Source organism: Pseudoalteromonas sp. 1181_04 (assembly GCF_052850545.1).
The window spans coordinates 120589-145978 of sequence record NZ_VXCS01000005.1; the positions used below are offsets into that span (position 1 = coordinate 120589).

At 38.3% G+C, this 25390-nt stretch carries 18 protein-coding genes and 2 pseudogenes; 15 read left to right on the forward strand and 5 right to left on the reverse strand.

Annotated elements, in window-relative coordinates; genetic code table 11:
- Window positions 1–37: 37 nt before the first annotated feature.
- Window positions 38–1252, reverse strand: a complete 1215-nt coding sequence (locus tag FW757_RS05565) for a replication protein A (RefSeq protein ID WP_145239015.1) — start codon at window positions 1250–1252, stop codon at window positions 38–40.
- Window positions 1253–2023: 771 nt separating this feature from the next.
- On the opposite strand from FW757_RS05565, the gene FW757_RS05570 reads away from it, so the two are divergent.
- The 5 genes from FW757_RS05570 (at window position 2024) to FW757_RS05590 (ending at window position 12534) form a co-directional block, all read left to right on the forward strand.
- Complete coding sequence (locus FW757_RS05570) at window positions 2024–3262, forward strand: AAA family ATPase (protein WP_145239012.1); 1239 nt, start codon at window positions 2024–2026, stop codon at window positions 3260–3262.
- Window positions 3263–3277: 15 nt separating this feature from the next.
- The gene (locus FW757_RS05575; RefSeq protein WP_182717281.1) at window positions 3278–4240 is read left to right on the forward strand and encodes a transcriptional regulator; all 963 of its coding nucleotides are present in this window, start codon (window positions 3278–3280) and stop codon (window positions 4238–4240) included.
- Between the two features lie 412 nt (window positions 4241–4652).
- A complete protein-coding gene (locus FW757_RS05580) occupies window positions 4653–7799 on the forward strand; it encodes a DEAD/DEAH box helicase (protein ID WP_182739315.1) in 3147 nt (1048 codons plus the stop codon).
- 1170 nt (window positions 7800–8969) lie between these two features.
- Window positions 8970–9959 (forward strand): FHA domain-containing protein, encoded by a 990-nt coding sequence (locus FW757_RS05585; protein WP_182739316.1) that lies wholly within the window; start codon window positions 8970–8972, stop codon window positions 9957–9959.
- A complete protein-coding gene (locus FW757_RS05590) occupies window positions 9943–12534 on the forward strand; it encodes a serine/threonine-protein kinase (protein WP_182739317.1) in 2592 nt (863 codons plus the stop codon). Before FW757_RS05585 ends, FW757_RS05590 begins: the two co-directional genes overlap by 17 nt.
- On the opposite strand, the gene FW757_RS05595 is transcribed toward FW757_RS05590, so the two are convergent.
- Window positions 12531–13079, reverse strand: coding sequence for a hypothetical protein (locus FW757_RS05595; protein ID WP_182831234.1), 549 nt, complete (start codon window positions 13077–13079; stop codon window positions 12531–12533). The genes FW757_RS05590 and FW757_RS05595 overlap by 4 nt on opposite strands.
- A gap of 214 nt (window positions 13080–13293) precedes the next feature.
- Between FW757_RS05595 and rmuC the strand changes: the two genes are divergently transcribed.
- The 4 genes from rmuC (at window position 13294) to FW757_RS05615 (ending at window position 16692) form a co-directional block, all read left to right on the forward strand.
- Complete coding sequence (gene rmuC, locus FW757_RS05600; protein WP_149980305.1) at window positions 13294–14763, forward strand: DNA recombination protein RmuC; 1470 nt, start codon at window positions 13294–13296, stop codon at window positions 14761–14763.
- A gap of 9 nt (window positions 14764–14772) precedes the next feature.
- Window positions 14773–15084: a cupin domain-containing protein gene (locus tag FW757_RS05605; protein WP_182761127.1), complete on the forward strand. Its 312-nt coding sequence runs from the start codon at window positions 14773–14775 to the stop codon at window positions 15082–15084.
- Window positions 15085–15193: 109 nt separating this feature from the next.
- Window positions 15194–16117 carry a hypothetical protein gene (locus FW757_RS05610; protein WP_446440963.1) on the forward strand — a complete coding sequence of 308 codons (924 nt, stop codon included), beginning with the start codon at window positions 15194–15196 and terminating at the stop codon, window positions 16115–16117.
- Entirely contained in the window at window positions 16114–16692 is a 579-nt protein-coding gene (locus tag FW757_RS05615; protein WP_182761128.1) for a DJ-1/PfpI family protein, read from the forward strand. The genes FW757_RS05610 and FW757_RS05615 overlap by 4 nt, the downstream gene beginning before the upstream one ends.
- Here FW757_RS05615 and FW757_RS05620 read toward each other — a convergent pair.
- On the reverse strand, window positions 16689–17579 hold the full coding sequence (locus tag FW757_RS05620; RefSeq protein ID WP_446440964.1) for a LysR family transcriptional regulator: 891 nt from the start codon (window positions 17577–17579) through the stop codon (window positions 16689–16691). The genes FW757_RS05615 and FW757_RS05620 overlap by 4 nt on opposite strands.
- A 98-nt stretch (window positions 17580–17677) precedes the next feature.
- Between FW757_RS05620 and FW757_RS05625 the strand changes: the two genes are divergently transcribed.
- From FW757_RS05625 to FW757_RS05640, 4 genes are all read left to right on the forward strand, one after another.
- Window positions 17678–18175, forward strand: a complete 498-nt coding sequence (locus FW757_RS05625) for a DUF2938 domain-containing protein (RefSeq protein WP_182717291.1) — start codon at window positions 17678–17680, stop codon at window positions 18173–18175.
- On the forward strand, window positions 18175–18816 hold the full coding sequence (gene tmpT, locus FW757_RS05630; RefSeq protein WP_182717292.1) for a thiopurine S-methyltransferase: 642 nt from the start codon (window positions 18175–18177) through the stop codon (window positions 18814–18816). Before FW757_RS05625 ends, tmpT begins: the two co-directional genes overlap by 1 nt.
- A gap of 91 nt (window positions 18817–18907) precedes the next feature.
- Window positions 18908–19705 carry a DODA-type extradiol aromatic ring-opening family dioxygenase gene (locus FW757_RS05635; RefSeq protein ID WP_182717293.1) on the forward strand — a complete coding sequence of 266 codons (798 nt, stop codon included), beginning with the start codon at window positions 18908–18910 and terminating at the stop codon, window positions 19703–19705.
- A 138-nt stretch (window positions 19706–19843) separates the two neighbouring features.
- Window positions 19844–22186 carry a S9 family peptidase gene (locus tag FW757_RS05640; protein WP_446440965.1) on the forward strand — a complete coding sequence of 781 codons (2343 nt, stop codon included), beginning with the start codon at window positions 19844–19846 and terminating at the stop codon, window positions 22184–22186.
- 156 nt (window positions 22187–22342) lie between these two features.
- On the opposite strand, the gene FW757_RS05645 is transcribed toward FW757_RS05640, so the two are convergent.
- Window positions 22343–22939, reverse strand: a complete 597-nt coding sequence (locus tag FW757_RS05645) for a hypothetical protein (RefSeq protein WP_182739325.1) — start codon at window positions 22937–22939, stop codon at window positions 22343–22345.
- Between the two features lie 85 nt (window positions 22940–23024).
- Between FW757_RS05645 and FW757_RS05650 the strand changes: the two are divergent.
- A pseudogene (locus FW757_RS05650) lies at window positions 23025–23366 on the forward strand (integrase core domain-containing protein); the annotation flags it as partial.
- 165 nt (window positions 23367–23531) lie between these two features.
- A pseudogene (locus tag FW757_RS05655) lies at window positions 23532–23750 on the forward strand (haloacid dehalogenase type II); the annotation flags it as partial.
- A gap of 133 nt (window positions 23751–23883) precedes the next feature.
- Here FW757_RS05655 and FW757_RS05660 read toward each other — a convergent pair.
- Window positions 23884–25194, reverse strand: coding sequence for a DKNYY domain-containing protein (locus FW757_RS05660; RefSeq protein ID WP_182739327.1), 1311 nt, complete (start codon window positions 25192–25194; stop codon window positions 23884–23886).
- Window positions 25195–25390 lie beyond the last annotated feature (196 nt).

Genomic DNA, 25390 nt, shown 5'->3' on the forward strand with positions numbered 1-25390 from the left:
TATAGCGGCCTTAGTCAGAATAAGCTTAAGCGGTAAGTTAATCTTTGACTATTTCTTCAATTTTATCTTCGTCGATTAAAACTGCATTTTCAACTATGCGTTTACCACCTTGAATTTCAATACGTTTGTTATGCTTATTCAAAGTAAGTATTTCATCACAAAACTGATCTGAAGGATGCATCTCGTATGTATAATCTACAATGTTACCAGTTTTATCATCTTTAACATTCGTAATGCTATATTCTGAAATAGCACCTTTTTCGATAAGATCTTTCATCGTAGTGGTCATATCACGACGCAATGCTTTTAATTTATTTTCAGTGATATCGTCAGTTGAATAGATTGAGCCATATTTTTCCATGATAGATAACAATCTAAAATGATATGTTTTTCCTGGTGCCGCATAGCGCCAAAGATGATAAAGACGCAACATCATCCAGCGAGATAATCCGCGCTTTAATTCTTGCGCACTATTGAAATAGTAACCTTTGTATTCGAGGTTATCGATCATGTTATGGACAAACGCATTCAAGCACGCAACACATTTAACATTACCGCCCTGCCCTTTTTTACCACTAAAGTGCAAAGAAGAAAGAAAGTTCATATTTGATTCGTAAAATGAATCATCAATATTGGTATTTTTAGTATCTGTCGCTGAATACTTAAACGATAGCTTAGAACCTTGCAGTGCTTCTAATGCTTCTTTGATTTGTGGGTAAGGCATTGATTGCCCAACAGCTTTAAGTTCTTGCGCTAATTCGTTCATCGAAAAAACCACGGCATATTGAATACCGGACTTAAAATTGATTTTAACAATTTTACCTTTAGAAGCTAAACGGATTAATGCACGTTCTACTTTTTCTTCACGATCTGATGGCCAAACTAAATATTCAACATCTTCACCGTCTTTACGGGTACTTACTACCGCTGGAGTAATTTTAATTTCACCATCATACAAAATGCCATCCACTTTTTCGGATATTTTTCGAGTAATAATGGTTTTTTTAGGTGCTTCTTCGAGTGGTAATTTTTTATGGCCTGAGCGAACAAAACGTCCCCACAAATCATAATGATTAAAAGTATTCGAATAGGCCCTTAGTCCATGCGCTGCATTTTCTAATGAAACCCGCACATCTTTATTGTCTGTAAATAATGCGAGGCTTTCGTTATCTATTGCACTTTCCACCCCGTGGATCTGACCCCGTAATGTATCGGGTAAGTTATCTACCGAGATGTTGACCTTTCGGTTCATTGTTCTTATTTCCAATTTTATTGCGACAGCTAATAACAACACATTAAACAGAAAAAGTTAAATGTTTAAGTTAGTACAAAACTGATCTGGGATTAAAATATATGTTCAGATCACTATTTTACTAAGTAACCTTAATGATCTTGATTTTCAGATCAGTTTTTTACTAACACTACGGTTATAAGTCTAAATTTTACTAACTCACGCGTATTTTTGTCCGTGTATTTTTGTTTTTTAACCAAAAATACACGACATAAATCTAATTTTTACTAATGCCTGTGGATAATCATCGAATCAGTTAGCATAGATCTGATCTATACCTACTACAGATCAGATCTATACTAATTGAACAGCCTATTTATCCCGATTGTAAGTGGATAAGTTCTTAATTATCTTAGTAAAAAACTGATCTCAACAGCGGTTTTTGTGCGTAAACCTGTGTTCAAACTGTGTATAACTTAAGTATCTGATTCAGAGTTAGTAAAATTACGATCTGTCAGTTACTAAAGATCTGATCTTAACCAAGTATAAACCTGATCCACTTTTTTTACTATTATTTATATATATCAGAAACTTAGATGTCTATTTTATGCCCTTAACCTTTACTACCTTATATATTTAACCACCTTTAAACTTCTTTATTTATACTAAGCAATTTTAAAATTACAAATTAATTCTAAATGTCTTGTTATTAAAAGCCATGTCGTCATAAATAGTTGTTTACAGTCAATTGAATGGACATTATACTTAATACCTAACTTTGAGGAATAAAGTATGTCAATTCATAATAATGCGCTATCCACCTATCGGCTTTTAAAAGCAACTGCAGAAGTCGCAGAAAAATCATTAGCAGGACGTATTCAGCATTATCGTGCCCACTTAAAATCTGAAGAAAAAGAGCTTCGAACTTACACTCAAAAAGCAGCAGCAGATCTGTTAGGCTGTAACAATCGTACCTTAAAACGCCGCCATGACAATGGTGATTTTGATGAGCTAAACATTAAACGCGGTGCTAACGGCCATTATGCTTACACCTTGGTAAATATATTTGCTATGGCAGATATAATGGATATCCAGCCAGATCACCGCAATGTTGACGATAAATTACAAGTTATTGTTATTAACTCTCTAAAAGGCGGCTGTGGTAAAACAACCAGTATGGTAAATATTGCTGCAGCCCTAGCTACGACTAACATTAAACGTTACCGTATTGGTATTATTGATTTAGATCCGCAAGGGTCATCATCGAGTTTTTTCCCACCCAGTGAACCTGAACCGATCACGGTCGGTGATTTAATGCGAGATTGCATTGACTTAGATCCAGATGAAACTTGGCAGCAACTTGTTACAAATGCTTTTTTGCCTACGCATATCCCAAATATACGCATTTTGCCTTCTGGTATGGATGACTTTTACTTTGAACACGAAACTGCAACGTTGCTAAAAGATAGTTCAAGTTATGAAAAAACCCGTCATTACCATAAACTATTAGAAAAAGTCATTGATCCGGTTAAGGATCAATTCGATATCATTTTAATTGATACAGCTCCATCTCTTAACTTCATGTTTTACAATGCTTTAATGGCATCTACGGCAATGCTGATCCCGGTACATCCTGAAGCCGTTGATTTCGATGCTAATAACAAATATTTAAAACGTTTAGGCGAAATCTATCATACCGTTGCATCTTTAGGTCATGAAGGTTGGGACTTTATGCAATTTTTAGTAACTAATTACGTAAAAGGCAATCATTCACAGCGTGACATCGTTAAAGATGTACGCAGTGCATTTGGTCGTCAGGTAATGAGTTACCCAATTAACCACAGCTCGGCAATTACAGCGAGCTCTTCGTCATTCAATACTATTTTTGATCAAAAAACATCTGACAGTTTAGCAAGTAGAGAATCACTGATCAGAGCTCAAGAAAATATAAAAGATGTTGTTGATGAATTAGAAATGCTGATCCGTTCAAACTGGCAATCAACACAATCTCAATTGAATGAAACTAAGTAAGGTAGTTAACAAAAAATGGCTAAAAAACGTAAAAATGACACCAGCTTAGATCCTTTTGCTACTTCAATTGGTAATAGTAATCTTGATGAATTACTAGAACAAGCAAACGCAGGCGATGTGATCAAAATGCCTGCACCAAGTGATCCTAATCGTCAGATCACACTTGTTTGCAAAGTGATCCCGCATGCTGAAATAGAAAGTACCACCAAGGTGTACGCAAAAAATCGTCGTGTTCAAGTGTTACTCAATGAAAAGTCTGTCGCTGATATACTCCCTGCAATAGCCGAGGATGGTCGTAACCAACACCCCGCCCTATGTTGGGACAAAGGTGATGAAACACTGGTATTAGCCGGCTCACGTCGTCGTATGGCATGTATAATTGGCAATGCTGACTACATGGTTCTTAGTTCGAGTGATTTTACAGATTTAGATGCTAAGATTTTAGCGGTATCGTCAGACCAATATATTGCCCCTAGCCTCTGGGAACTTGGCCAAGCATATCAACAAACAAAAGATGAGTTAGTTGCACAGGGAAAAAAAGGCTCTTATCGTGAAGTAGCCGCCATTGAAGGTGTATCGCATACAGCTATTGCTGATGCAATTAAAGCCTTTGAGAAGCTTCCTGCTGCCGTACTTGCCCTTTATCCAACAGCGAATCATGTTGGCCGTGAAGTAGCTAAAAAACTGATTGCAGCAAAAGAACGTGATGAGCATAGTTTTAATCAGCAAGTAAATCATTTGACACACGATAATAGCTTAGAAGATATAATTGGTGATGATAAGCGTGCAATGACGATCACTAAATTACTTACCGCTGAGCCACAGTCAGCTCAACGTCGAGAAGCACTACTAGAAAATAATTATATCAGCTTGCAACGTAATTTAAAAAGTGGTGATTTATCAATCAAAATTGATAATAAAGTGATGACTGACAAGCGCTTAGAACAGCTAACTAAGTTATTAAATGCATTTAACTAGTTAATAAAAATCTGATCTGAAGGCTTTTTTTGTTAGTAAAATTCTGATCCCAAACTGTGTTTTGTTAGTAAAATAATGATCTAAAATATCAATAAACCTTACTATTGAGCTCATAGATCATTTTTTTACTAACTGATTAGCTATATTTTTCACTCTTACCGCTATTTTTTTATACCTTAGTAAAAATGTGATCTGTAAACGCGCTTAATAATTAACAATATGTTTATAACTTGTGGGTTTGTTGTTGGTTAATTGTGTTTAACTATTAAATTCAGCTGTTTTTGTATTGAGATCATTTTTTTACTAACTTATCAGCTCCAACCAGTCTTTTTAATCATTTTAATGCTTTAGCTCGACGCCGATAAATCATATACTGGTAAAATTATTTTTATTTTTTACTGCCCTGAGCAATATGTCTGCTAACTTATCTAAGAATGACCTACTCGCTATTTTTGAAGAGATCAAGCAAGAGCAAGCGACTCAATTTCCTTTATCTGAGCGATTTATTAAACAGCTGTTTAAGCCTCCTGTGCTCAGTAAAGCAAAAGAGTACGTAGCAAATGGTCAAATTAATTGGTTAGAGCATAATCATGATTTCTCTGTTATTGATGCCTCGGTGTTTGGAAATCAAGGCTGTACTTTTACCCAACATATAGAGATAAAGAAGTTAGCCAATGGTTTTACAGTTGATCGACACTGTTCATGTAATGCCAAAACTAACTGTCGCCACTTGGCTGCTGTATTGTTAAAGCTGAAGATTGATCATTCTGGTGATTACGGCCAAGACTATATAATTAATGATTGGTTTGAAGAGCTAACAACACTTAAGCAAAACCAGTCAGCACAAGCTAAAAATGTACTTTTATTTGTGCTTGATGTAGAAAACAATCGGGTTATTTTAACACCAAAAATTGCCGCTTTCTCTGCAGAACATCAGTATACCCTCGGTAGAAACCTTACTGATCAGCAGCTTAATAGTTTTGTAACACCATCCGATTTACTCGAAACTGATTTTCGTTTATACAGTTGGATCCGTTCTCAAAATGCACTTGGTAATTTAGAGCTTAGAGGGCAATGGGGATTTAACGCATTGCAGCAGTTGATTGCTTCTCAGCGTTTGTTTTTTGGGCGCTCTCGTCAGTCGATTAAAGCAGATAGTGCTGAAGATCTGAGTTTTTCGTGGTCACACAAAAAAGATCTTATTCAATTAAATGTAAGTTTAACGGGTAAACAATCTTGGTTCTTACTTAAAACCACACCACCGACTTATCTTGATACAGAGTCACTACGCATAGGCCGTTTACGTACGCCACTAAGTGGTGAAGAAGTTGCTCATATCAAAGCGATCCCAGCCATTCATACTGCTAATTTTGATCGTGTCTATAAGCAATTAGCTGCAAATTTTGGTGACGGTGTAATACCTCATTACCAATCATCTGAACGTAAAAAAATAAAACGGGTAGCAGATACTTGTGCTGTTGTGGATGTTAGTAATAGCAATAACCAATTAAAGCTTACGCTTACCTTTAACTATCAAGATGGTAATTACGCTCCAAACTCAGCACCAGCAAATATTCTCAATGCATCGCTTGAAAATACCGTTATCACAGAGCTCACAAATTTAGGCTTTGAACTATGTAAAGGGGCTTTACAAAATGAGTTTGTTTTTAATAAACAATCAGTTATTCATCAGCATTGGTTTAAATACGAGGTTTTGCCTAAACTTCGTCAGCGTGGTTGGAAGGTAACTGATAAAAAACTAGTGATAAAAAAATCAATCACTAATGTCAGCTTGGATGTTAAACGTGGTAAAGGTCATCAAATTGTTAGTAAAATAATGATCTCAAACGCTAAAGCTGCCACCGTATTAGCAAACGATAATTCAGAATTTCAATCACTTAATCGTCAAAGCGAACTTTTTTATTATTATGCAAATGGTAAACAGTTTGGAGTAATAACAAAACCAGCTTTTGATACGCTTACTGATTTTAAAGATCGTTTTGAGTTTATAAAAACACGCGATGAATTACTTATACCTTTATCATTTTTAGTACATTTAATGAAGATGAGCTGTTTTGCGGTTAACTTAGTCGACGACAGCTTAGAGTCTTATTTAGCTGAGCTAGATGCACCAGCTACTGCTACTACAGTGTTACATGGCTTGAATGCGGGCGTGCGGCTTCGCGAGTATCAACAGCAAGGCGTTCAATGGCTACAGTTCTTAAAACGCCATCAGTTAGGCGGAATCCTCGCCGACGACATGGGATTAGGCAAAACCTTACAAGTTATTGCATTTTTAGCTAACGCACGGCAACGAGAGCAAGCAGGCCCAACGCTAATTGTCTGCCCAACGAGCTTGGTAAGTAATTGGCAAAATGAAATGGCTAAATTCGCCAGTAGTATTAAAGTGACGACCCTATTTGGTAGCGCGCGGATTGAGCAATTACAACATTTAGCCCAGGCAGATTGCATTCTTACTACTTATCCATTACTCAAGCGTGATATCGCTTACTACTCGCCGTTGTATTTTGAGAATATTATCCTTGATGAAGCGCAGTATATAAAGAATGACAGTGCGCAAGTATCTCGTTTAGTTAAGCGTTTAAATGCACAATTTAACTTATGTTTAAGTGGTACACCGATTGAAAACAATTTATTTGAATTGAAATCATTGTTAGATTTTGCAATGCCTTCATTGCTTGGTTCACAGGCTCATTTTAAACAGCATTTTCAGACTCCGATTGAGCGTGACGCTGATAGTGATCGTGCTAAAGAGCTTAAATCACTGATCTTGCCTTTTATTTTACGCCGTACAAAAGCTGAAGTAGCACAAGAGCTACCACCTAAAACAGAGTTGATCAAAGAGTTTGAATTCGAAGCACAGCAAAAAGACATTTACCAAAGTATTACTGATTCTCTAGAAGAGAAAATGGTCGACCTGTTTGCTTCCCAAGGCGCGCAAAAGAGCAAATTAGCCTTTTTAGAGGCGTTATTAAAGTTACGACAAATATGTTGTCACCCGCGTTTGATTGACGAACACACCTCAGCTAGAAGTGCAAAACTTGACTGGTTGAGTAGCCATTTACCAGTAATGTTAAGTGAAGGTCGTAATATTATTATTTTTAGCCAATTTACTTCTGCATTAGATATTATTGCGCAGCAGCTAGCATCACTGGAGATCAATTACAGCTTGCTTACGGGGCAAACGCGTCATCGCGATAAAGTGATCGAAGAATTTACCAGTGGTCAAACGTCGGTATTTTTAATTAGTTTAAAAGCTGGCGGTACAGGGCTTAATCTTACTCAGGCGGACACTGTGATCCATTTTGATCCTTGGTGGAATCCAGCAGTAGAAAAACAAGCGACAGATCGTGCTTATCGAATCGGTCAAACAAATCCTGTTTTTGTTTATAAACTGATAATGGCGAATTCAATTGAGCAAAAAGTATTTAAAATGCAACAACATAAGCAAGCGCTTGTTGATGCATTATTTACTGAAAAATCAATGAGTTTTACAAAATTTGATGAACAGCAAATGCTTTCTTTGATAAAAAGTTAGCATTATTTCAAATTAGCCTGATTTATTTTGAACTAAATTAGCGTGAGGGCGTCTACTTCTTTGCTTGTTGTTAAATTGCAGTTTACACAAGCATCATTGTTGATTTCCCCCTATTTGGTTACTAGTTTTAGTAATGATTGAGCCAGCCCATTTTGAGCTGGCTTTTTTTATGCCTGCTATTTGGTTCACGAGTTATTTTCAACAAATTTAAATTTATTTTGAACTAAAGTAGCCTGAGGGCGTCTACTCTTTTGCTTGTTGTTGAATTGCAGTTTACACAAGCATCATTGTTGATTTCCCCCTATTTGGTTACTAGTTTTAGTAATGATTGAGCCAGCCCATTTTGAGCTGGCTTTTTTTATGCCTGCTATTTGGCTCATGCAATATTATTTTATCAATTTTAAATTTATTTTGAACTAAAGTGGTTTGAGGGCGTCTACTCTTTTGCTTGTTGTTGAATTGCAGTTTACGCAAGCATCATGTTGATTTCCCTATTTGGTTACTAATTTTAGTAATGATTGAGCCAGCCCATTTTGAGCTGGCTTTTTTTATGCCTGTGATTTGGCGCATGCAGTATTATTTTATCAATTTTAAATTTATTTTGAACTAAAGTAGTTTGAGGGCGTCTACTCTTTTGCTTGTTGTTGAATTGCAGTTTACGCAAGCATCATGTTGATTTCCCTATTTGGTTACTAATTTTAGTAATGATTGAGCCAGCCCATTTTGAGCTGGCTTTTTTTATGTCTGCTATTTGGCGCATGCAGTATTATTTTATCAATTTTAAATTTATTTTGAACTAAAGTACCTTGGGGGCGTCTACTATTATGCTTGTTGTTGAATTGCAGTCAACGCAGGCATCATGTTGATTCCCTAGTTTTAGTTACTTATTTTAGTAATATTAGGCCAGCTCACCTTGAGCTGGCTTTTTTTATATTTCATTCTTTTACTTATCCCTTTAATAAACAATTGCTGTAATAGTACGTAATGTTTATTTTGCCTTTTTGTTTCTAAAATACTGTTATCTGGCCGCAATTGTTTGCGGATTAACCCATGAATACATTGAATGTTAATTTTTTGTTTCATTTTGATTTGGTTGTGTCTATTATAGAGAATTGGTTGTAATATCAATAGTTAGACACATACCTCATCATTCGATAAAAGGTAGTGAAAATGGCTTATTTAATTAATAAACATACAAGTGAATATTGTTTTTTATATGCGCATCATAGTTTTGGGCGCTTTCAATATTCTGTAGATACACTTGTCAACGATCTGAGTGTGTCGAAAATACACACTATTATTGAGTGGTTGAATGGTAAGTGGTATATCCGTGACTTAAGCCTGAATGGTACTTGGTTAAATCATAAGCGTTTGGTGAAGGATGACTCTGAAGAACTAAGTATTGGCGATAAAATTTATTTTGCCGGTAATTCAGAGGTCACTTATGTGGTTAAAGATCTCAGTGCTCCTACAGACCAATTAATCAAGTTAGATGACGAGCAAAGTCAAACAGCCGAGACAATTAAGCTTAATCATTACCACCTATTGCCTGAGCAGCAACCTGATAGCGTGGTTGTTTTTGAGCAAAGTAGCGGCCAATGGTTGTTAGAATCATTACACGATGATGAGTTTACGATACGAGAAGTCTTAGAAGATCATAGTATTATTACCTTAGGTGGTGAACAATGGGTGTTTCTTTCTAGTCATCTGGAAGTTGCAACCCAGATGAGCTCCGTACCACAATTGTATATTAGTGATTTAGACTTTATTTTTAACCTAAGTTTGGATGAAGAAACATCAGAATTAAAAGTTCAACATCACAATAATAATAAAGATTTTGATTTGCATGTTCGCTGCCATCACTACTTAACCTTAAATTTAGCGCGCTATAGAGCTTTAGATGCTAAAAAAGGAGTATTACCAGCTAACCAAGGTTGGGTAAATACGGAGCAATTAGTGAAAGATTTAGGTGTCGACATGCGCTATTTAAATATACAGATACATCGTGCTCGCAAGCAGTTTTCAGAAGTTTTAGTAAATGTTCATGATGCTGAAAATATCATCGAAAGACAATTGCGAAAAGTACGGTTTGCTGGCGCATCCTTTATGATTTATAAAGGGTGTGAATTAGAGAGTACCTCGGATGTCGTTAGAGCATGAAACAGTATTAAAATTTAATAAAGTCATCACTAACTATAAATTAATTAAACTACTTAACCAAGGAGGTATGGGAAGTGTGTATCTTGCAGAGGATACACGTTTAAAGCGCTATGTTGCGATTAAATTATTAAAGCCTACTGAGCACTCAATAGAACATAGCGACCCCTTGGTTGAAGCGCAGCTGCTTGCTCGTTTAAATCACCCTAATATTGTACAAATACATGATGTAATTTTATATGAGCAGCAAATTTGTATTGTAATGGAGTACTTAAAAGGCAAAACATTACAGCAGTTTCAACATCAGCACGTCACCACACTCTCCGAAAAGCTTAATTTATTAGCACAACTGTGTGCTGGTCTAACCCATGCCCATAGTCAAGATGTTATGCATTGTGATTTAAAGCCTAGCAATATTTTAATTGATAAAAATGAATTGAAAATCACCGATTTTGGTATTGCAACATTACAAAATAAGCCGCTTGGTGAGCAACGTGATGAATCCAGTTGTGGCAGTGCTAGTGCGATGTCGCCTGAGCAGCTTAATAAACAGCCGTTAGATTTTCGCAGTGATTTATTTTCTTTTGGTATGCTGGCCTATATGTTTATTAGTGGCCGTCATCCATTTGGTGAAGGATCTGCGCAAACGATTGCTAATAATATTGCCAACGGTAAAGCGTGTAATGCACATGAGATCATTCCCAAGTTACCTAATGAATTATGTGATTTACTAAATCAATTATTACAACGAAAAAAAGACCGCCGCCCTGTTGATGCTCAAAGTGTAGAGCGTAAGTTACAAGCCGTTATTATAGCTATTAAACAGCAAGAAATTTTGGCGCAAGACACAGTTCCACTAGAGCAACTCGCATTACAAAAAAAATCGCCTAAAAAGGCTGTTTTTTTAGGGACTTTGCTTTGTATTGCCGTGGTTGCAACAGGCTTAATGTATAAGCTGCAAGTGCATAAACCAGCAGAGCACTATGTTGCATTTTTACCTCCGGTGGTAAAATCAGCCGCACTGTTATCCGCAGATACAAATATGCTCAAAGCCACAATTGATGATGCTATTAGGCAAAGTATTATTAATAGTAAGCAGTTAAATCTTATTTCGCAGGATGAGGTTGCGCTCATTTTACAAAGCGGCAATGCTAAACTTACTTTTACAGATAAGTTACATAAATTAAAGCAAGCAACGGGTGCACAAGAAGTGGTGACCGCTGAGCTTAATTGCATGCAACCGCAATGCTATTTAACGTTAGTTCGGCTCGAGGCGCCAAATTGGACGGTAAAAGCGCGTAAGCAATGGCCCATTGTAATTGATAGTTATAATCAGATGTACCATTTAAGCAGTCAGCAATTAACAGCGCTTTTCCCTGATTTTGATAGTAAATATATTGCAATGGCGCAGCTTAGTGACAAAGAACAAATAGAACATATTGAGCTTTATCAAAAAGTGCAGCAAGTTGGTGATTACACTGATCAATTATTTATGCGTATTAAAGAGGCTATAGAACAAACCCCGCAGTTATATGCCAACTATGAGTTATTACGTGAAGTCGCCCTGAGTTTATATCAGCAATCACAGCAAGCAGAGTATTTAAATATTGCCAGTAAATTACTTTTTAACTCACCAACTGCGTATCAAAACACCCCTGCATTTGCTACAAATGCAATGCTAATCGCGGTTGCTAGGCAAGATTGGTTAACTGCGAAGCAGTATTTAGCTAAAGCTGAACAAGTTGGAGCAAGTTCTACCGCTCTTTATGAACTTAAAGGTTTATTATATTTACAACAAGATCAGTTGCCTGAAGCACAGCAGGCGTTTGAACTTGCATTAAAAATACGAGCAAATCCAATAATAAAGCAAAATTTAGCGCAAGTATTATGGTGGCAAGGTCAAATTGAAGAGGCAAAGCAGCTGCTTAATGAAGTTATAAGCTTAAGTTCTCAAAACTATATGGCAAATCAATTACTGGCAGATATAGCCCTAACAGAAGGTGATTTAGCCATTGCTATAAAGCAATATAAACAGGCAATTGAGATTAAACCTGATAGCATAGATTTAAGTAACTTAAGTATTGCTTATTCGTTACAAGGAGAGTTTTCGCAAGCATTAATAGTTGCCCAACAGGCGGTTGATATAAACCCAGAGCATATCAGCTTTCGCCTTAACCTAGCTGATATTGAAAAGGTTTTAGGACTTAGTGAGTCATATCCAGCTAATTATTTAAAGGTAGTTGAGCTGGCGCAAGATCAACACACCCTTGATAGTTATTTAGAAGTCGCACAAGCATACAGCCAACTCGGCGAAGCTAAACTTGCCTTGCAAGCACTCAATAAAGCAATAAGTATTGCGTCAGATCATAATGAATATGTGTTCACTGCAGCGCTTGTATATAGTGTGATTGGTGAATATCAGTCAGCGTTAATGTATATAGAAAAGTCATTAATGATAGGCTATCACCCGATGTGGTTTAATTTACCCTGGTTTAAACCTTGGTGCCAAAAAGAAGAGTTTATTGCGTTAATGCAACAATATGACTCTTCTTTTCGTTGTGCTAGTGCTTTATATTAGTATGTAGCACCAGGCCTACGAACAACAATTTTAGGATCTTGTGACATATAAATTTTGCCAGAAGGCACATGTTTAGCTGTATACCTAAACGAAATAGGTAAATACTCAGTTTCTTTGCCTTCGGTTACTTCAACAACTTTTTCAAGATTGTCTTTATCTACACCGTTAAATTCATAGGTCGGCTCTACTTGAGCAATTCTTAAAACTAAAGTGTCGTCATCAGTGATCTCGGTAGATATATTATATTGGCAATTGCTATCTGCACCACAATATTCAACACCATTCCCATAAAATTCCCAATCGGCAGCCACTGACGGATCTAGGCTGATAATAAGTTCTACGTATTGTCTTTTTTCAGTGCTTATGAGATCGTTTTTTCCTGCATTATTAAACAAAACACTCAGCGACTCAGTCGGATTTGTTTCGTTATTAAAAAATGTTAACCAATTTTCTTGTGTATGAGGTAAAACAGTCAACGTTTTAAGGGAAAAGTAGTTATCTGCTTTACATTGCACTTCAATATTTGGGGTTTTGATATCGTTCATTTTTTCAGTCCTTGTATTGTTGTATAAGTAAAACCACTTGTTGGTTTTTATTATTGTTCTGAGTGTAGAATAAAATTGTTTATATAACTAATTAAGATGGGTCTTTTGTAATGCTCTGTAATGATTTTTAGAGTCATAAAAAAGTAAAAAAACCTATCGTGGTATTTTTAGATTGGCTATCATGAAGTGTCTTTTGGTTAATTAAAGTTTATTTATGTATATACAGTTACTTACAAACATTGATTGGGTAAGTGTTGGGATTGGTTTTAGTGTTGGCGCGGTGCTTTTTAGTGTTATTTATGCAAGTCGTGGTAAGCGACTAACAGCAGAGCTAAGTGAGCAGCAGCAACAACTAGCTTTATTGCAAACACAGTCCAATGAAAAACAGCAGCAATATACTGCCTTGATAGATGAACACGATTTACTTAAGCAAAGCCACCAAGAACAACGCGACGAAACTCAGCACTATAAAACCCGCTTCACTGAGCAAGAAAAGCAAAGCCAGCAATACAACCATTATTGGCGCAAGGCTGAAGCTGATTTAACAACACTACGAAGCGAATACAATGCCCGTGATGTTGAGCTCAATAATATGCGCACTATGCTTGAGCAAAAGCAAAGCCATTTTGAGCAACAGTTACAACATATTAAAGAAAGCAAAGAGCAACTTAAAAAAGAATTTGAAAACCTTGCTAATCAAATACTCGAAGAAAAATCGCAAAAATTTAAAGTCCTTAATCAAGAAAGTATTGAGCAGCTGTTAAAACCTGTCCAAGGTGAGTTAAAAGGCTTCAGGGATAAATTGGAATCAATTCATGTTGAAGATCTAAAACAACGTGAAGCTCTGAAAATAGAGTTATTACATCTACAAGCGAAAAGCCAAGCAATCACTGAGCAAGCAGACAGGCTCAGTAACGCATTACAAGGGCAAAAGAAAACCCAAGGTAATTGGGGCGAACTCATGCTTGAAAACGTGTTAGACAGCGCAGGACTGCGCGCTGGTACTGATTATAAACGCGAGGTATCGTTTAATACCGAAGAAGGCCGCCTGCGCCCTGACGTGGTGGTGTATTTGCCTCAAGGTCGGCATTTAGTGATTGACGCTAAAACTTCGCTAAACGCTTACACTCGCTACGTAAATGCAGATAATGAACTGCAGGCTCAACAAGCGATTAAAGAGCATGTTGAAGCCGTAAAAGCGCGTATTAATGAGCTGGCGAGTAAATCATATGATCGCTTACCTGGGCTTAACTCTCCTGAAGTGGTGGTGATGTTTGTGCCGATAGAATCAGCTTTTGTTGAAGCCCTTAAATACCAAAGTGATATTTACCAACAAGCGATAGAAAAGAACATTCTGGTTGCCACCCCCACTACCCTCTTAACCAGCTTAAATATTGTGAAACAGTTATGGCGCTTTGAAGAGCAAACTAAATACTCCAAAGAGTTGGCTAATCGCGCGGAGCGTTTTTATAGCAAGCTCAACGGCTTTTTAACCAGCATGGAAGGTGTTGGTAAACAGTTAGATAAAGCCAAAGAAAGCTACGATAAAGCGTTTTCGCAGTTATATCGCGGTAAAGGCAACCTAATAAAACAAGCCTCAGAATTTAAAGAGCTTGGTGTATCAGTACAAAAAGAACTACCCGCCGAAACCTTAGAGCGGGCGCAATTAGAGCTAGATGAATAAGGAAATTGTATGCAGATCATTCGTGGTAAAGAATTCACCGCAGCAAAGGCATGGGGAGCTAAAAATATTGCCAATATGAATGGCATCACTACCCGCTTACATTGGACTGATAAACCTTATAAATGGCATATCAATGATGGCGAAGAAGTCTTTGTGGTGCTTGATGGAGCCGTTGAAATGTTTTACAAACAAGATGGCGAGACGCACTCAACTGTACTGCAAAGTGGTGACATTTTTTATGCCTCAATAGGCACTGAGCACGTAGCCCACCCTATGGGTGAAGCGCGTATTTTAGTGATTGAAACGCAAGGTAGTGTTTAAGCTGCTAAAGTTTGATATTTAATTGCTGGGCTTTTTAGACCAGCTTGTATAACCTTTACGGCAGCTAGCCAGCTAGCCAGCTAGAATCGAATTGGATCAACAAATAATTATGAAAGATTTTATAAATAAAGGAATTGTTAAGCTAAAATCGACATCTAATAAAATGTTTGATGAATTAAATAAAGGCTATGTATTAGCAAAAGAAATGATTGATGGTCTGCCTATTTTTATGTCATTTGAACGCTTTGGTACGCAAACCCCTACGTCATTTGATGAAAAGCATTATTTTGTAATTCCTTTCGCACTATCGGAACATCAATTCGCTTTACACACCATGCGTTATTTGCCAAACGGCGTACCTGAGATTAATAACTTACCTAAGCGGCGTATTTTTCATTTTCCTAATGAGCATGCTGAGGCCGGACTTCGCCATTACATGCTAAACAGTGCTGATGCAATTATGCGTGATCAAGCTGTCGGGCAAACTAATTCATTACAGTCGCTTGCTAATGATATTGATGCCTTAGATAAAAAGCTCACTTACGGAATGCTTTTGGTTGGTGGCTTAGCGGCTATTGCAAATCCATTGTTAGGAGCCAGCATTGCAGCTAAAGCTATGCTGCCAAGTATCACTGGCCTACTGAATAAATATGGTGTGCGTGCCTCTGCCGATAAATTGTCTCAATATCAACTTGAAAAAGAAATCAAAGCAGCCCAAAGCAATATAATTGCAGAGTTTGAGGCCGCAAATACGCTACAGTTGATCAACCCTATTTTACAAGAGTTAGAGTTAACTCTTAGAACGACTGAAGCTGAGCATGATCCTATCAGTTTTTTTAATTTAGCAGATGGCTCACTATCAGAGTTTAATGACGACAAATGGCGTGAGTTAACAGAAGTTGCTATCTGCCATGTTTATAAAGATGTTTATGATGATCCCTCATTACATAAACAAGCAAATTTAGATGCAAAAGACTTAAGATGGTTAAAGTTAATGTTTGATGCAGAGCAAGCTAAGGAAAACACATTATGAACATTGCTATTTATATTTACGATGATGCCGAAGTGCTGGATTTTTCAGGCCCATTTGAAGTGTTTAGCACGGCAAAGCGTTTAGCAGACAATAATTGGCAGGTATTTTTTGTGGCAGAGCATGCCGGGCCGATAATTGCCCGTGCAGGTTTTAGTGTAAACCCCCATTACAGTTTTGCTGATCACCCCGCGATTGATTTACTCATTGTTGTCGGTGGTATACATACACATGAGCTTGAAAAACCAGCCGTAATAAACTGGATCCGAGAAACCGCTGGTGCTACTGCTAAAGTTGCCTCAGTGTGTACAGGCGCTTTTTTACTGGCCAAAGCGGGTTTACTCGATGGCTTAACGGTGACTACGCATTGGGAAGATCTTGCGGATCTCGCTAATATGTTCCCTCGGTTAAATGTGATCAGCAATAAGCGCTGGGTATCACAAGGTAAATTCACCACTTCAGCGGGTATTTCTGCAGGAATTGATATGAGCTTGCAATTAGTTACTGAGCTGGGGAGCTCTGAGCTTGCAGAGCTTACGGCAAAACAAATGCAGTATCAGTGGCACAAAAATATTTAATTATTTGGTAATTGTTCACTGATAAAGTTATGGATAAAATCCCTAAGACAAACCGCTTTTTTACTAAGTAAACGACCGCTTGGCCAAATAGCAAAAATTTCGCGATTATGACTTTGCCATTTTGGTAGTACCCTTACAAACTCCCCCGTTGCCAGCTCGTTTATAATTTCAAATCGGGGTAGTAAGCCTACTCCTTGATGATCAGCCACTTGGTATTTAACAAAGCCAGTATCGTTGTAAATACTGCTAAACCGGCACATGTGTGTATAGCTTGCTCGCGTAATAATGTGGGTGAGTGGCCATTTATCTCTTAGTGTAGTGCCAATTAAACGGTGTTGTTTAAGATCACTCGGTTCTTTGAGTGCTTGTGAATTAGCTAAATAGCTTGGCGTAGCCACTAAAATAGAATCTGCTTGTCCGAGCTTCTTTTGTTGCAATAGTGAATCTGCTTGCGGGCCTATTCTTAATGCTAAATCAGCTTGGTTTTTAATAATATCGTCAAGTTGATTACTTAAAATCAGCTCCAACTGAATATCAGAGTATTTCTTGCAAAACGACAACCACATCGGCTTTAAAAAACCATGACAAATATTAAGCGGCGCAAGCACTTTTAACTTACCGCTTAGTTGCTCATTTTGTTGATTGAGTTGATGGCTGGTTTGTTCAAACTGCTCAACCAAACTTGCATAGCTTTGGTAATAAACTTGCCCTTGTTGAGTGAGTGTGCATTGGCGTGCAGAGCGATGCAGCAGTTTTTGCCCAAGGCGAGATTCAAGGCGCTGTAAACGCCGCGTAACTGTTGCCGCAGGCAGCGATAAATACTCCCCCGCTTGAGACAATCCTCCTTGTTGTACTATGTGCACAAACAGCACTATATCATCTAGCATGATTCCACTTTTGCAATTTAAGTTTGATTAAAGCTTTGTATTTAACGTTTTTGTAAGTCTATATCATAGTGACTTAGTTTTCAGCAAAGGGTGACATTATGTTTTCAGCGATTGATTGGTTAGCAGTGATCGTTATAGGGAGCGGTGCAACCGCGATACTTGATCTGTGGGCGTTGCTACTTAGTAAATTTGGTATTAGCTCTTTAAATTTTTGTATGGTGGGGCGCTGGCTATGCTTTATGCGCTATGGCAAGTGGCAACACCTAGCTATTAATAAAGCCGCTGTGCAACCGAACGAATGCGCAATTGGTTGGTTTAGTCATTACTTTATCGGGGTTATTTTTGCGCTGCTATTTTTATTACTGATGCCAGATAACTGGCTTGCAGCGCCAAGCTTAATGCCTGCGCTGTTGTTTGGGCTGCTTAGCGTTGTTATCCCGTTTTTTATTATGCAGCCTGCGCTTGGGCTTGGCATTGCTGCAGCTAAAACGGCAAAGCCAATGGCTGCAAGGCTCAAAAGTGCACTATCGCATGCAATATTTGGTATTGGCATGTATTTAACTGCGGTTGCGCTGTTACAGTTGAAGGGGGGGTAATGCAGGCTGAATATTGGTTAAAGCGCTGGCAAAGCAATGACATTGGTTTTCATGACGGTAAAGTAATCCCTAGTTTAGATCGTTATTTTACTAACTTAAATTTACCTGCTAGTAGCCGTGTGTTTATCCCTTTGTGTGGCAAAACAGTCGACATTCATTATTTGCTTAATAAAGGCATGTACGTTGTGGGTGTTGAACTCAGTGAGCTTGCTGTTCGGCAGTTATTTATTGAGTTAGCGCTCACGCCAAAAGTAACTAAGCACGGTTTACTTAGCGCGTATCAGGCCCAGGGGATCTGCATTTGGGTGGGGGATGTATTCGCTTTAACTGCAGATCATTTAGGTCATGTTGATGCTATTTATGATCGCGGCGCATTGGTGGCGCTGCCATACGCTATTCGTAATCAATATGCTCAGCACATAATTACCTTGAGTAATGCTGCACCACAGTTATTGATCACTTGTGTGTATGATCAATCTAAGCGCTGTGGCACACCTTATAGTGTTTCAGCGGCTGAGATACAGAGTAGTTATGCAAAGAAGTACAGCCTAAAAATACTCAGCTGCGAGAAGTTAAGCCAAGGTATTAAGGGCGTGACCCCTGCCAGTATCGCGGTTTGGTTGATGGTATCTAAACCTTAATAAATGCACTTTAGCTGTGCATTTTTGTGGCTAGTTAATTTGGATTTGTGCGTGCATTATAATAACCACATTGATTAATTAAGGGGTTAGTATGCAACAAACAAATGTTTTCTTTTTATCTCATGGCGGCGGCCCATTACCGCTGCTTGGTGAGCCAAGCCATAAAGAGATGGTGACTTGTTTGCAATCAGTTGCCGCTAAAATTACTAAGCCTAGTGCTATTTTAATGATCAGCGCTCACTATGAAGCAAACCCTATTGCAATCACAGCCTCAGCAACACCTAAATTAATTTATGATTACTACGGCTTTCCCGAGCAGGCGTATCAGTTAGCTTACCCTTGTGCTGGTGAGCCAAAGCTTGCTGAACAACTGCAGCAGGCTTTAAAAAGCAATGGTATTGCTACCAACCTTGATACCCAACGAGGCTTTGATCACGGCATGTTTGTACCATTAAAAATTATGTTTCCTGAGGCAGATATTCCATGTGTACAAATTTCGCTAAATCCAACCCTTGATCCCGCAATGCACCTCAAAATTGGCCAAGTGTTGCAGCAAATAGAGTATGAAAATTTATTGATCATTGGCTCCGGCTTTACCTTTCATAACATGCAGGCTTTTTTTGCTAAACAAACAACGGCTATGCAAAAGCTCAACCAAAGCTTTGAGCAATGGTTAATTGATACTTTAGCAAGTCCTAAGCTTGCAGAGCCTGAGCGCACGCAACGTTTAACGAACTGGAAACTAGCGCCAGGGGCACAATTTTGTCACCCTCGAGAAGAGCATTTACTGCCTCTGCATGTATGTTATGGCGCGGCACAACGCCCGTGTGAAAACGTATACGAGTTAGAAATTTCAGGCAAAAAAGCCAGTATGTACCTGTGGCTGTAACTTTGCTTGCAGGCTTTTGGGTTTAACCTTATGCTTATTGCGACAAACGTTCAGATCTTATAAGTAATTTTTGCTAAAGTGTTGCTAATGCGACTTGTAAATAAATACACGCGCGCTAACCCCTTTTAGGATCACTACATGAAATTACTTAAAACCTCTGGGCTGGTTTTGTCGGTACTGGCTGGGCTGTCGCTATCAGGCTGTTCGGTAACACACAACGTCACGGCTACAACAACGATGAATCAAATTAGCAATCCACTGTCGCTTGAACAAATCTATAAAGATAAATATTTCAAAGCGCAGCGTAGCACTTACTTTAAATGGCTTGATGATGGCACCGGCTACACCGTGCTTGAAGAACGTGGAAGCGAAAAAGATAAAAAAGACGACGCTGAAAATGCCAAAGCAGATGACGAAAAAGAGCACGGTGTAAAAGGCAACGACATTGTATTTTACAACGCCGATGGTACTGGCCGCAAAGTTCTAGTTGAGTTTGAAAAACTACTGCCTGAGGGCGCAGATGAGTCATTTGCAATCGAAAGCTACCAGTGGTCAAAAGATGGCAAATGGTTGATGGTATTTACCAACAGTGAGCAAGTGTGGCGCTCTCGTAGCCGTGGTGATTTTTGGCTCTTAAACCTTGAAACCAATAAATTACAGCAACTCGGCGGTGAGCAACCAGAACCTAAAAAACTGATGTTTGCTAAGTTCTCGCCAGACAGCTCAAAAGTAGCTTACGTGCGTGATAACAACATTTATATGCAAGCGGTTGGCAGCAACAAAGTAACAGCGCTTACAACCGATGGTAGCGCTAAAATCGTTAATGGTAACTTTGATTGGGTTTACGAAGAAGAATTCAGCATTGCTGATGGCTTTCGTTGGAGCCCAGATAACAAATCAATCGCCTATTGGCAGCTAGATACCAGCGGCGTTAAGTTTTTCACCATGATCAACAACACCGACGAGCTTTACCCTACTTTAAAAGAGTTTCCTTACCCAAAAGCCGGTGAACCTAACTCGGCAGTACGCGTGGGGGTTGTTAGCGTTGCTGATAAGAAAACCCGCTGGGCCAAACTTGAAGGCGATAACCGCGACCGCTATATTCCTCGTATTAGCTGGGCAGGCACCGGTAAGGAATTAATGATCCAAGACTTAAACCGCCCGCAAAACCACAACAAGGTTTGGCTGTTCGATTGGCAAAAACAGCAATTGACCAAAATTTTAGAAGATAAAGACGATGCTTTTATCGAGTGGTTTTACAAAGCCAACTGGTCAAAAGATGGTAAGTTCTTTATTTGGCACAGCGAGCGCGACGGCTGGCGTCACCTTTATCGTGTATCTCGCGATGGTAAAACCATTATCGATTTAACCCCAGGTGATTACGATATTGTTGATATGCTGGCGCTAAACGAAGATAAAAACGTGATGTATTTTACCGCTTCGCCAGACAATGCAGGTCAACGTTATTTATTTAGTACGTCTTTGGATGGTAGTAGTAAACCTGTACGCGTAACGCCTGCTGAATTTCAAGGTTCAAACAGCTATTACATGTCTAAAGATACCTCATGGGCAATGCACACTTACTCACAATTTGGCACGCCGCCAATTAAAGAGATCATTAAAGTAAGCGATCACAGTAATGTTAAAACCTTAGTTGAAAATAAAGAGCTGAAAGAAAAACTCGCTGAGCAAAGCTTACCAAGCCACGAGTTCTTTAAAGTAAATGCGCAGGATGGCACTGAGCTTGACGGCTACATTATGTTCCCTAAAAACATGGATAACAGTAAAAAATACCCAATTATTTTTTACGTGTATGGCGAACCATGGGGCTCAACAGTGCAAGACCGCTTTGAAGGCGACAGCTACTTGTATAAATCACTATTAACGCAAAAAGGCTTTATTGTGGCATCGGTTGATAATCGTGGTACACGCGCACCAAAAGGCCGTGATTGGCGTAAATCGATTTATAAAAAAATCGGCTCAATCACAGTACAAGACCAAGTTGATGCGCTTGATGCCATGGCTAAACGCTGGGATGTAATAGACACCGACCGTGTTGGTGTATGGGGTCACTCAGGCGGCGGCAGCTCAACCCTTAACTTATTGTTCCGCCATGGTGATAAATTTAAAGTCGGTATTGCCTCAGCGCCCGTGCCAGACATTCGCTTGTACGACACTATCTACCAAGAGCGTTATGCAGGTAACCCAAAGACCGATCCTGAGAGTTACGACAACACCTCGCCAATTACCTTTGCGAAAAACCTAACTGGTAAACTATTGCTTATTCACGGCACAGGCGATGATAATGTACATTATCAAGGCTCAGAGCGTTTAATTAACGAACTTGTTAAGTACAACAAGCAGTTTGAGTTTTTTGAATACCCTAACCGTTCACATAGTCTAAGTGAAGGTAAAGGCACCGCCTTGCACTACCACACCATGATGGCTGACTTTTTTGAAAAGAACTTACTAAATAAGTAATTACATTAAAAAAAGTTAAAGGCTAAAAAGCCACACGTTAACCATTGTTTGCGTGTGGCTTTTTTAATCAAAATGTAACGGGGGTTTACAGCTAAGGTAAAGCTTTTGACCAGTAGAGAGTTAATTTGAAGCAGTGTTAGTGAGCCCTTTAACTTTTTAGATTTCGTTTTTTAATGATTTTATTTTGCACTGGCTAAGTATTTCATCAACAGTATTTGCTATTACATTAGTTGGCACCAATTCCTGTTGATTAGAAGCGTTTAGTGCATTTAATGAAAGAGTGAACATCTCCTCGTCGCTTGCTGCTGACCAAAAGCCTATTAATCTATAATGCTCATTAAACGTAGCTTTCCAAATTGATAGCTTTGCAGTACGTTGCTCCCAAATATAGTTTTTAGAATGTAATAAAGTCACCGTATAAAAAAGCTCCTCTTCCCACATTTTTTCATATCTTTTGTGTGAGTCTTCCACAATTTCAATCTTCGATGCTTCTTTCGCTGAGTTTTTAAATAAAATAGAGTCGTGCTCAGGTCTTATAACTCCTACTGTAACGGTTATTATTTTATGTTCATCTATAAGCTGAAAGTCATATTTGAGGTCATTATCATACTTTTTCTTATTAATTGTGACTGCTTGGCCCTCGATAGAGGATATTTCGCAAAACATACTCGACTGGCTACGCCCATGAGCACTCAATGAAATGAGCAATAAAATTAAACAAAAAAAACTATATTTTGAAATATTGTGTATCACTAAACGATCCTTTTAAATAATTAGTACAAAGAGTTAGAGCTTACATCTGTCTTAATTATTATCTAAAAACTAGACGGAAAGAATAGCATTAGATAAAACCTACGAGCAACGAGGCAAACCATCTGAATTGATGTTTCACTCAGATCAAGGAAGCCAATACGGCGCAAAGAGGTTTTAGTAAAAGTTATTGCGTTACCGGATAAAAAAGCATGAGCCGCCGAGGGAATTGTTGGGACAATGCGCCGATGGAGCGCCTATTTAGAAGTTTAAAAACAGAATGGGTTCCCTCATTGGGTTATAGTAATTATCAAGACGCTGAAAAAGATCTTAGCTTCTTGATGAATTATTATAATTGGCGCAGGCCACATAGCCATAATCACATGGTGTAGCAGAAGAAAAACTTAATTCACTGCTTGGAATTAGTTGACCACAACAAACACAATCTTACCGTGCGTATTTTTAACCAAATCGTAACGGGGTTTACAGTGGGTGCTTAAATCGCCGGTAGTGTTACTGTACTTTATTACCTGATATGGTGATTAAGCTGAGCGATAAAATCGCGTTTTAGTAACGATTTAAACAGGAGTCATTAATGGCAACTACACTGGCGTTTGATGTATACGGTACACTTATAAACACTCATGGCGTGGTGTCGTTACTTGAAAATATGGTTGGCGATAACGCACACGCATTTTCAACTACCTAGCGTGAAAAACAGCAAGAATACTCATTTAGATGGAGCTTAATGCAAAACTATATGCCTTTTTCTGTGTGTACTGAGCATGCGCTTGATTATGCCTGTTTACTGCACAATGCCCGAAAAGACTTGGCAAGATCTTCAAACGTCGATATTGTCGTAAGGGCTTATCAGACTGTTTGGAAGTCATAGTCGAATACACAATAAAGATACAGAGTAGATAGCCATACCCTGTACCTTTGAGCGTTTATTCCCATCTTTTTAAGTAGTACTCACCCGCATCGTTCTCGTCTGCATATAAATTTTCTTCATATTCAAAGGTTAACGGGTCGGCATCGACTACCTTATACACTTCCCAGTAAACATGCTTAGCATCTTTTGAAAAACGATCGGCTATTACAGTGAAAGTGTTTGGATCTGCACCCTCAACTACAACATTATAATAAAAAACCTGAGATCCTATACGGACAAATATTTTTTCATCTTCATCAAGAATAACCACATCTTCAGGTTCAACACCGACAAGTTTATTATTTCTGCTATACACTTCGTTATTGTAAGCATAAAAATTATTTGTAATGTCTTCAACATCATCAGTAGGAACCAGAATCACCCGCGTTGGGCTTAAGTGAAGAGAATTCCATTTCCACATCTTCTCAAGCTCGCTGGCATCAGACCGGCTCACTTCTGCCACCGTTCTATTGTCAACAATATAACCGTTGTAGTAAACGTGCTTACCATCTTTGGCAACAGAATCATTTAATACTTTAAATGTAGATGGATCACTTTCTGGAATGGGTGTATTAAAATAGTACGCTTGATTTTTATCTTTTCTGTAGTAAGGCGTAATCACCGTAAAGCCATCGGCTACCATGCCTTCAACAACCTCACCATGTGAATAAACATGCTGTCCGTCTACGGCATACTCATCATTAATAATTTTAAAACGACTGGCTTCGTTACTAATTATTTTTCCCTGATAAATTACCTGCTCACCATGACGAATATAACGCTCGTTCGCATTTTTAATCGCTTCAGGCATTGTTTTACGTGGAAATTTGTCATCGATGTAGTAATATAAATATTCTTTATCCATGGCGTATGAGCCCAACAAATAAGAGAACGAAGCGGCGTCTGCACCTTCTATCATTTGTCCATAACAAAAAACTTTGCCACCACTAACAAGATAACCAGATTCATCTTTACTTGTATTAATACCCGATGTTATCAACTGAATTGAATTAGGATCAGCACCCTCAACCCGTCTTCCGTTGTAATAAACACTATTATTATCTCTAGCGTAAGACTGACTAATCACACTGAACGTATCAGGGTCAGCTCCTTCTACTGGAGAGCCTCCAATTTGGAAAAAATTGCCATCTAAAACATAAACAACTTTACCGTCTTGTAGGTAATATTGATTGCTAATTTTACTATCAAAAGCAGTCGCGTTATGCGTGCTAGGATTATTAACATATAAGCCAATAATAAGAGCAATTAAGGCACCAACAAGGGGGATGACTAAAAATATAATTCCAATCCATATGAGTATTTTCATTTATCTTTCCATAGCTATTAAATATATCAGCGGATAAAATAACATATTTATAGCGCCATGTTTAACGGGCTGCTAATGATTAACACAAGATGAAGAGGGCGTTCATAATTCTATGCCATAACATAGTAGGCAATTTAAAAGATCATTTCGAAAGAATGAATAACCCCTAATTGCTTAGTGTGAACTTACATAGAAA

Excerpts from the sequence above, each read along its gene's own strand:
- FW757_RS05565 (WP_145239015.1), bottom strand. The coding sequence starts at position 1,252 with ATGAACCGAAAGGTCAACATCTCGGTAGATAACTTACCCGATACATTA.
- FW757_RS05570 (WP_145239012.1), top strand. The coding sequence starts at position 2,024 with ATGTCAATTCATAATAATGCGCTATCCACCTATCGGCTTTTAAAAGCA.
- FW757_RS05575 (WP_182717281.1), top strand. The coding sequence starts at position 3,278 with ATGGCTAAAAAACGTAAAAATGACACCAGCTTAGATCCTTTTGCTACT.
- FW757_RS05580 (WP_182739315.1), top strand. The coding sequence starts at position 4,653 with ATGTCTGCTAACTTATCTAAGAATGACCTACTCGCTATTTTTGAAGAG.
- FW757_RS05585 (WP_182739316.1), top strand. The coding sequence starts at position 8,970 with ATGGCTTATTTAATTAATAAACATACAAGTGAATATTGTTTTTTATAT.
- FW757_RS05590 (WP_182739317.1), top strand. The coding sequence starts at position 9,943 with ATGTCGTTAGAGCATGAAACAGTATTAAAATTTAATAAAGTCATCACT.
- FW757_RS05595 (WP_182831234.1), bottom strand. The coding sequence starts at position 13,079 with ATGAACGATATCAAAACCCCAAATATTGAAGTGCAATGTAAAGCAGAT.
- rmuC (WP_149980305.1), top strand. The coding sequence starts at position 13,294 with ATGTATATACAGTTACTTACAAACATTGATTGGGTAAGTGTTGGGATT.
- FW757_RS05605 (WP_182761127.1), top strand. The coding sequence starts at position 14,773 with ATGCAGATCATTCGTGGTAAAGAATTCACCGCAGCAAAGGCATGGGGA.
- FW757_RS05610 (WP_446440963.1), top strand. The coding sequence starts at position 15,194 with ATGAAAGATTTTATAAATAAAGGAATTGTTAAGCTAAAATCGACATCT.
- FW757_RS05615 (WP_182761128.1), top strand. The coding sequence starts at position 16,114 with ATGAACATTGCTATTTATATTTACGATGATGCCGAAGTGCTGGATTTT.
- FW757_RS05620 (WP_446440964.1), bottom strand. The coding sequence starts at position 17,579 with ATGCTAGATGATATAGTGCTGTTTGTGCACATAGTACAACAAGGAGGA.
- FW757_RS05625 (WP_182717291.1), top strand. The coding sequence starts at position 17,678 with ATGTTTTCAGCGATTGATTGGTTAGCAGTGATCGTTATAGGGAGCGGT.
- tmpT (WP_182717292.1), top strand. The coding sequence starts at position 18,175 with ATGCAGGCTGAATATTGGTTAAAGCGCTGGCAAAGCAATGACATTGGT.
- FW757_RS05635 (WP_182717293.1), top strand. The coding sequence starts at position 18,908 with ATGCAACAAACAAATGTTTTCTTTTTATCTCATGGCGGCGGCCCATTA.
- FW757_RS05640 (WP_446440965.1), top strand. The coding sequence starts at position 19,844 with ATGAAATTACTTAAAACCTCTGGGCTGGTTTTGTCGGTACTGGCTGGG.
- FW757_RS05660 (WP_182739327.1), bottom strand. The coding sequence starts at position 25,194 with ATGAAAATACTCATATGGATTGGAATTATATTTTTAGTCATCCCCCTT.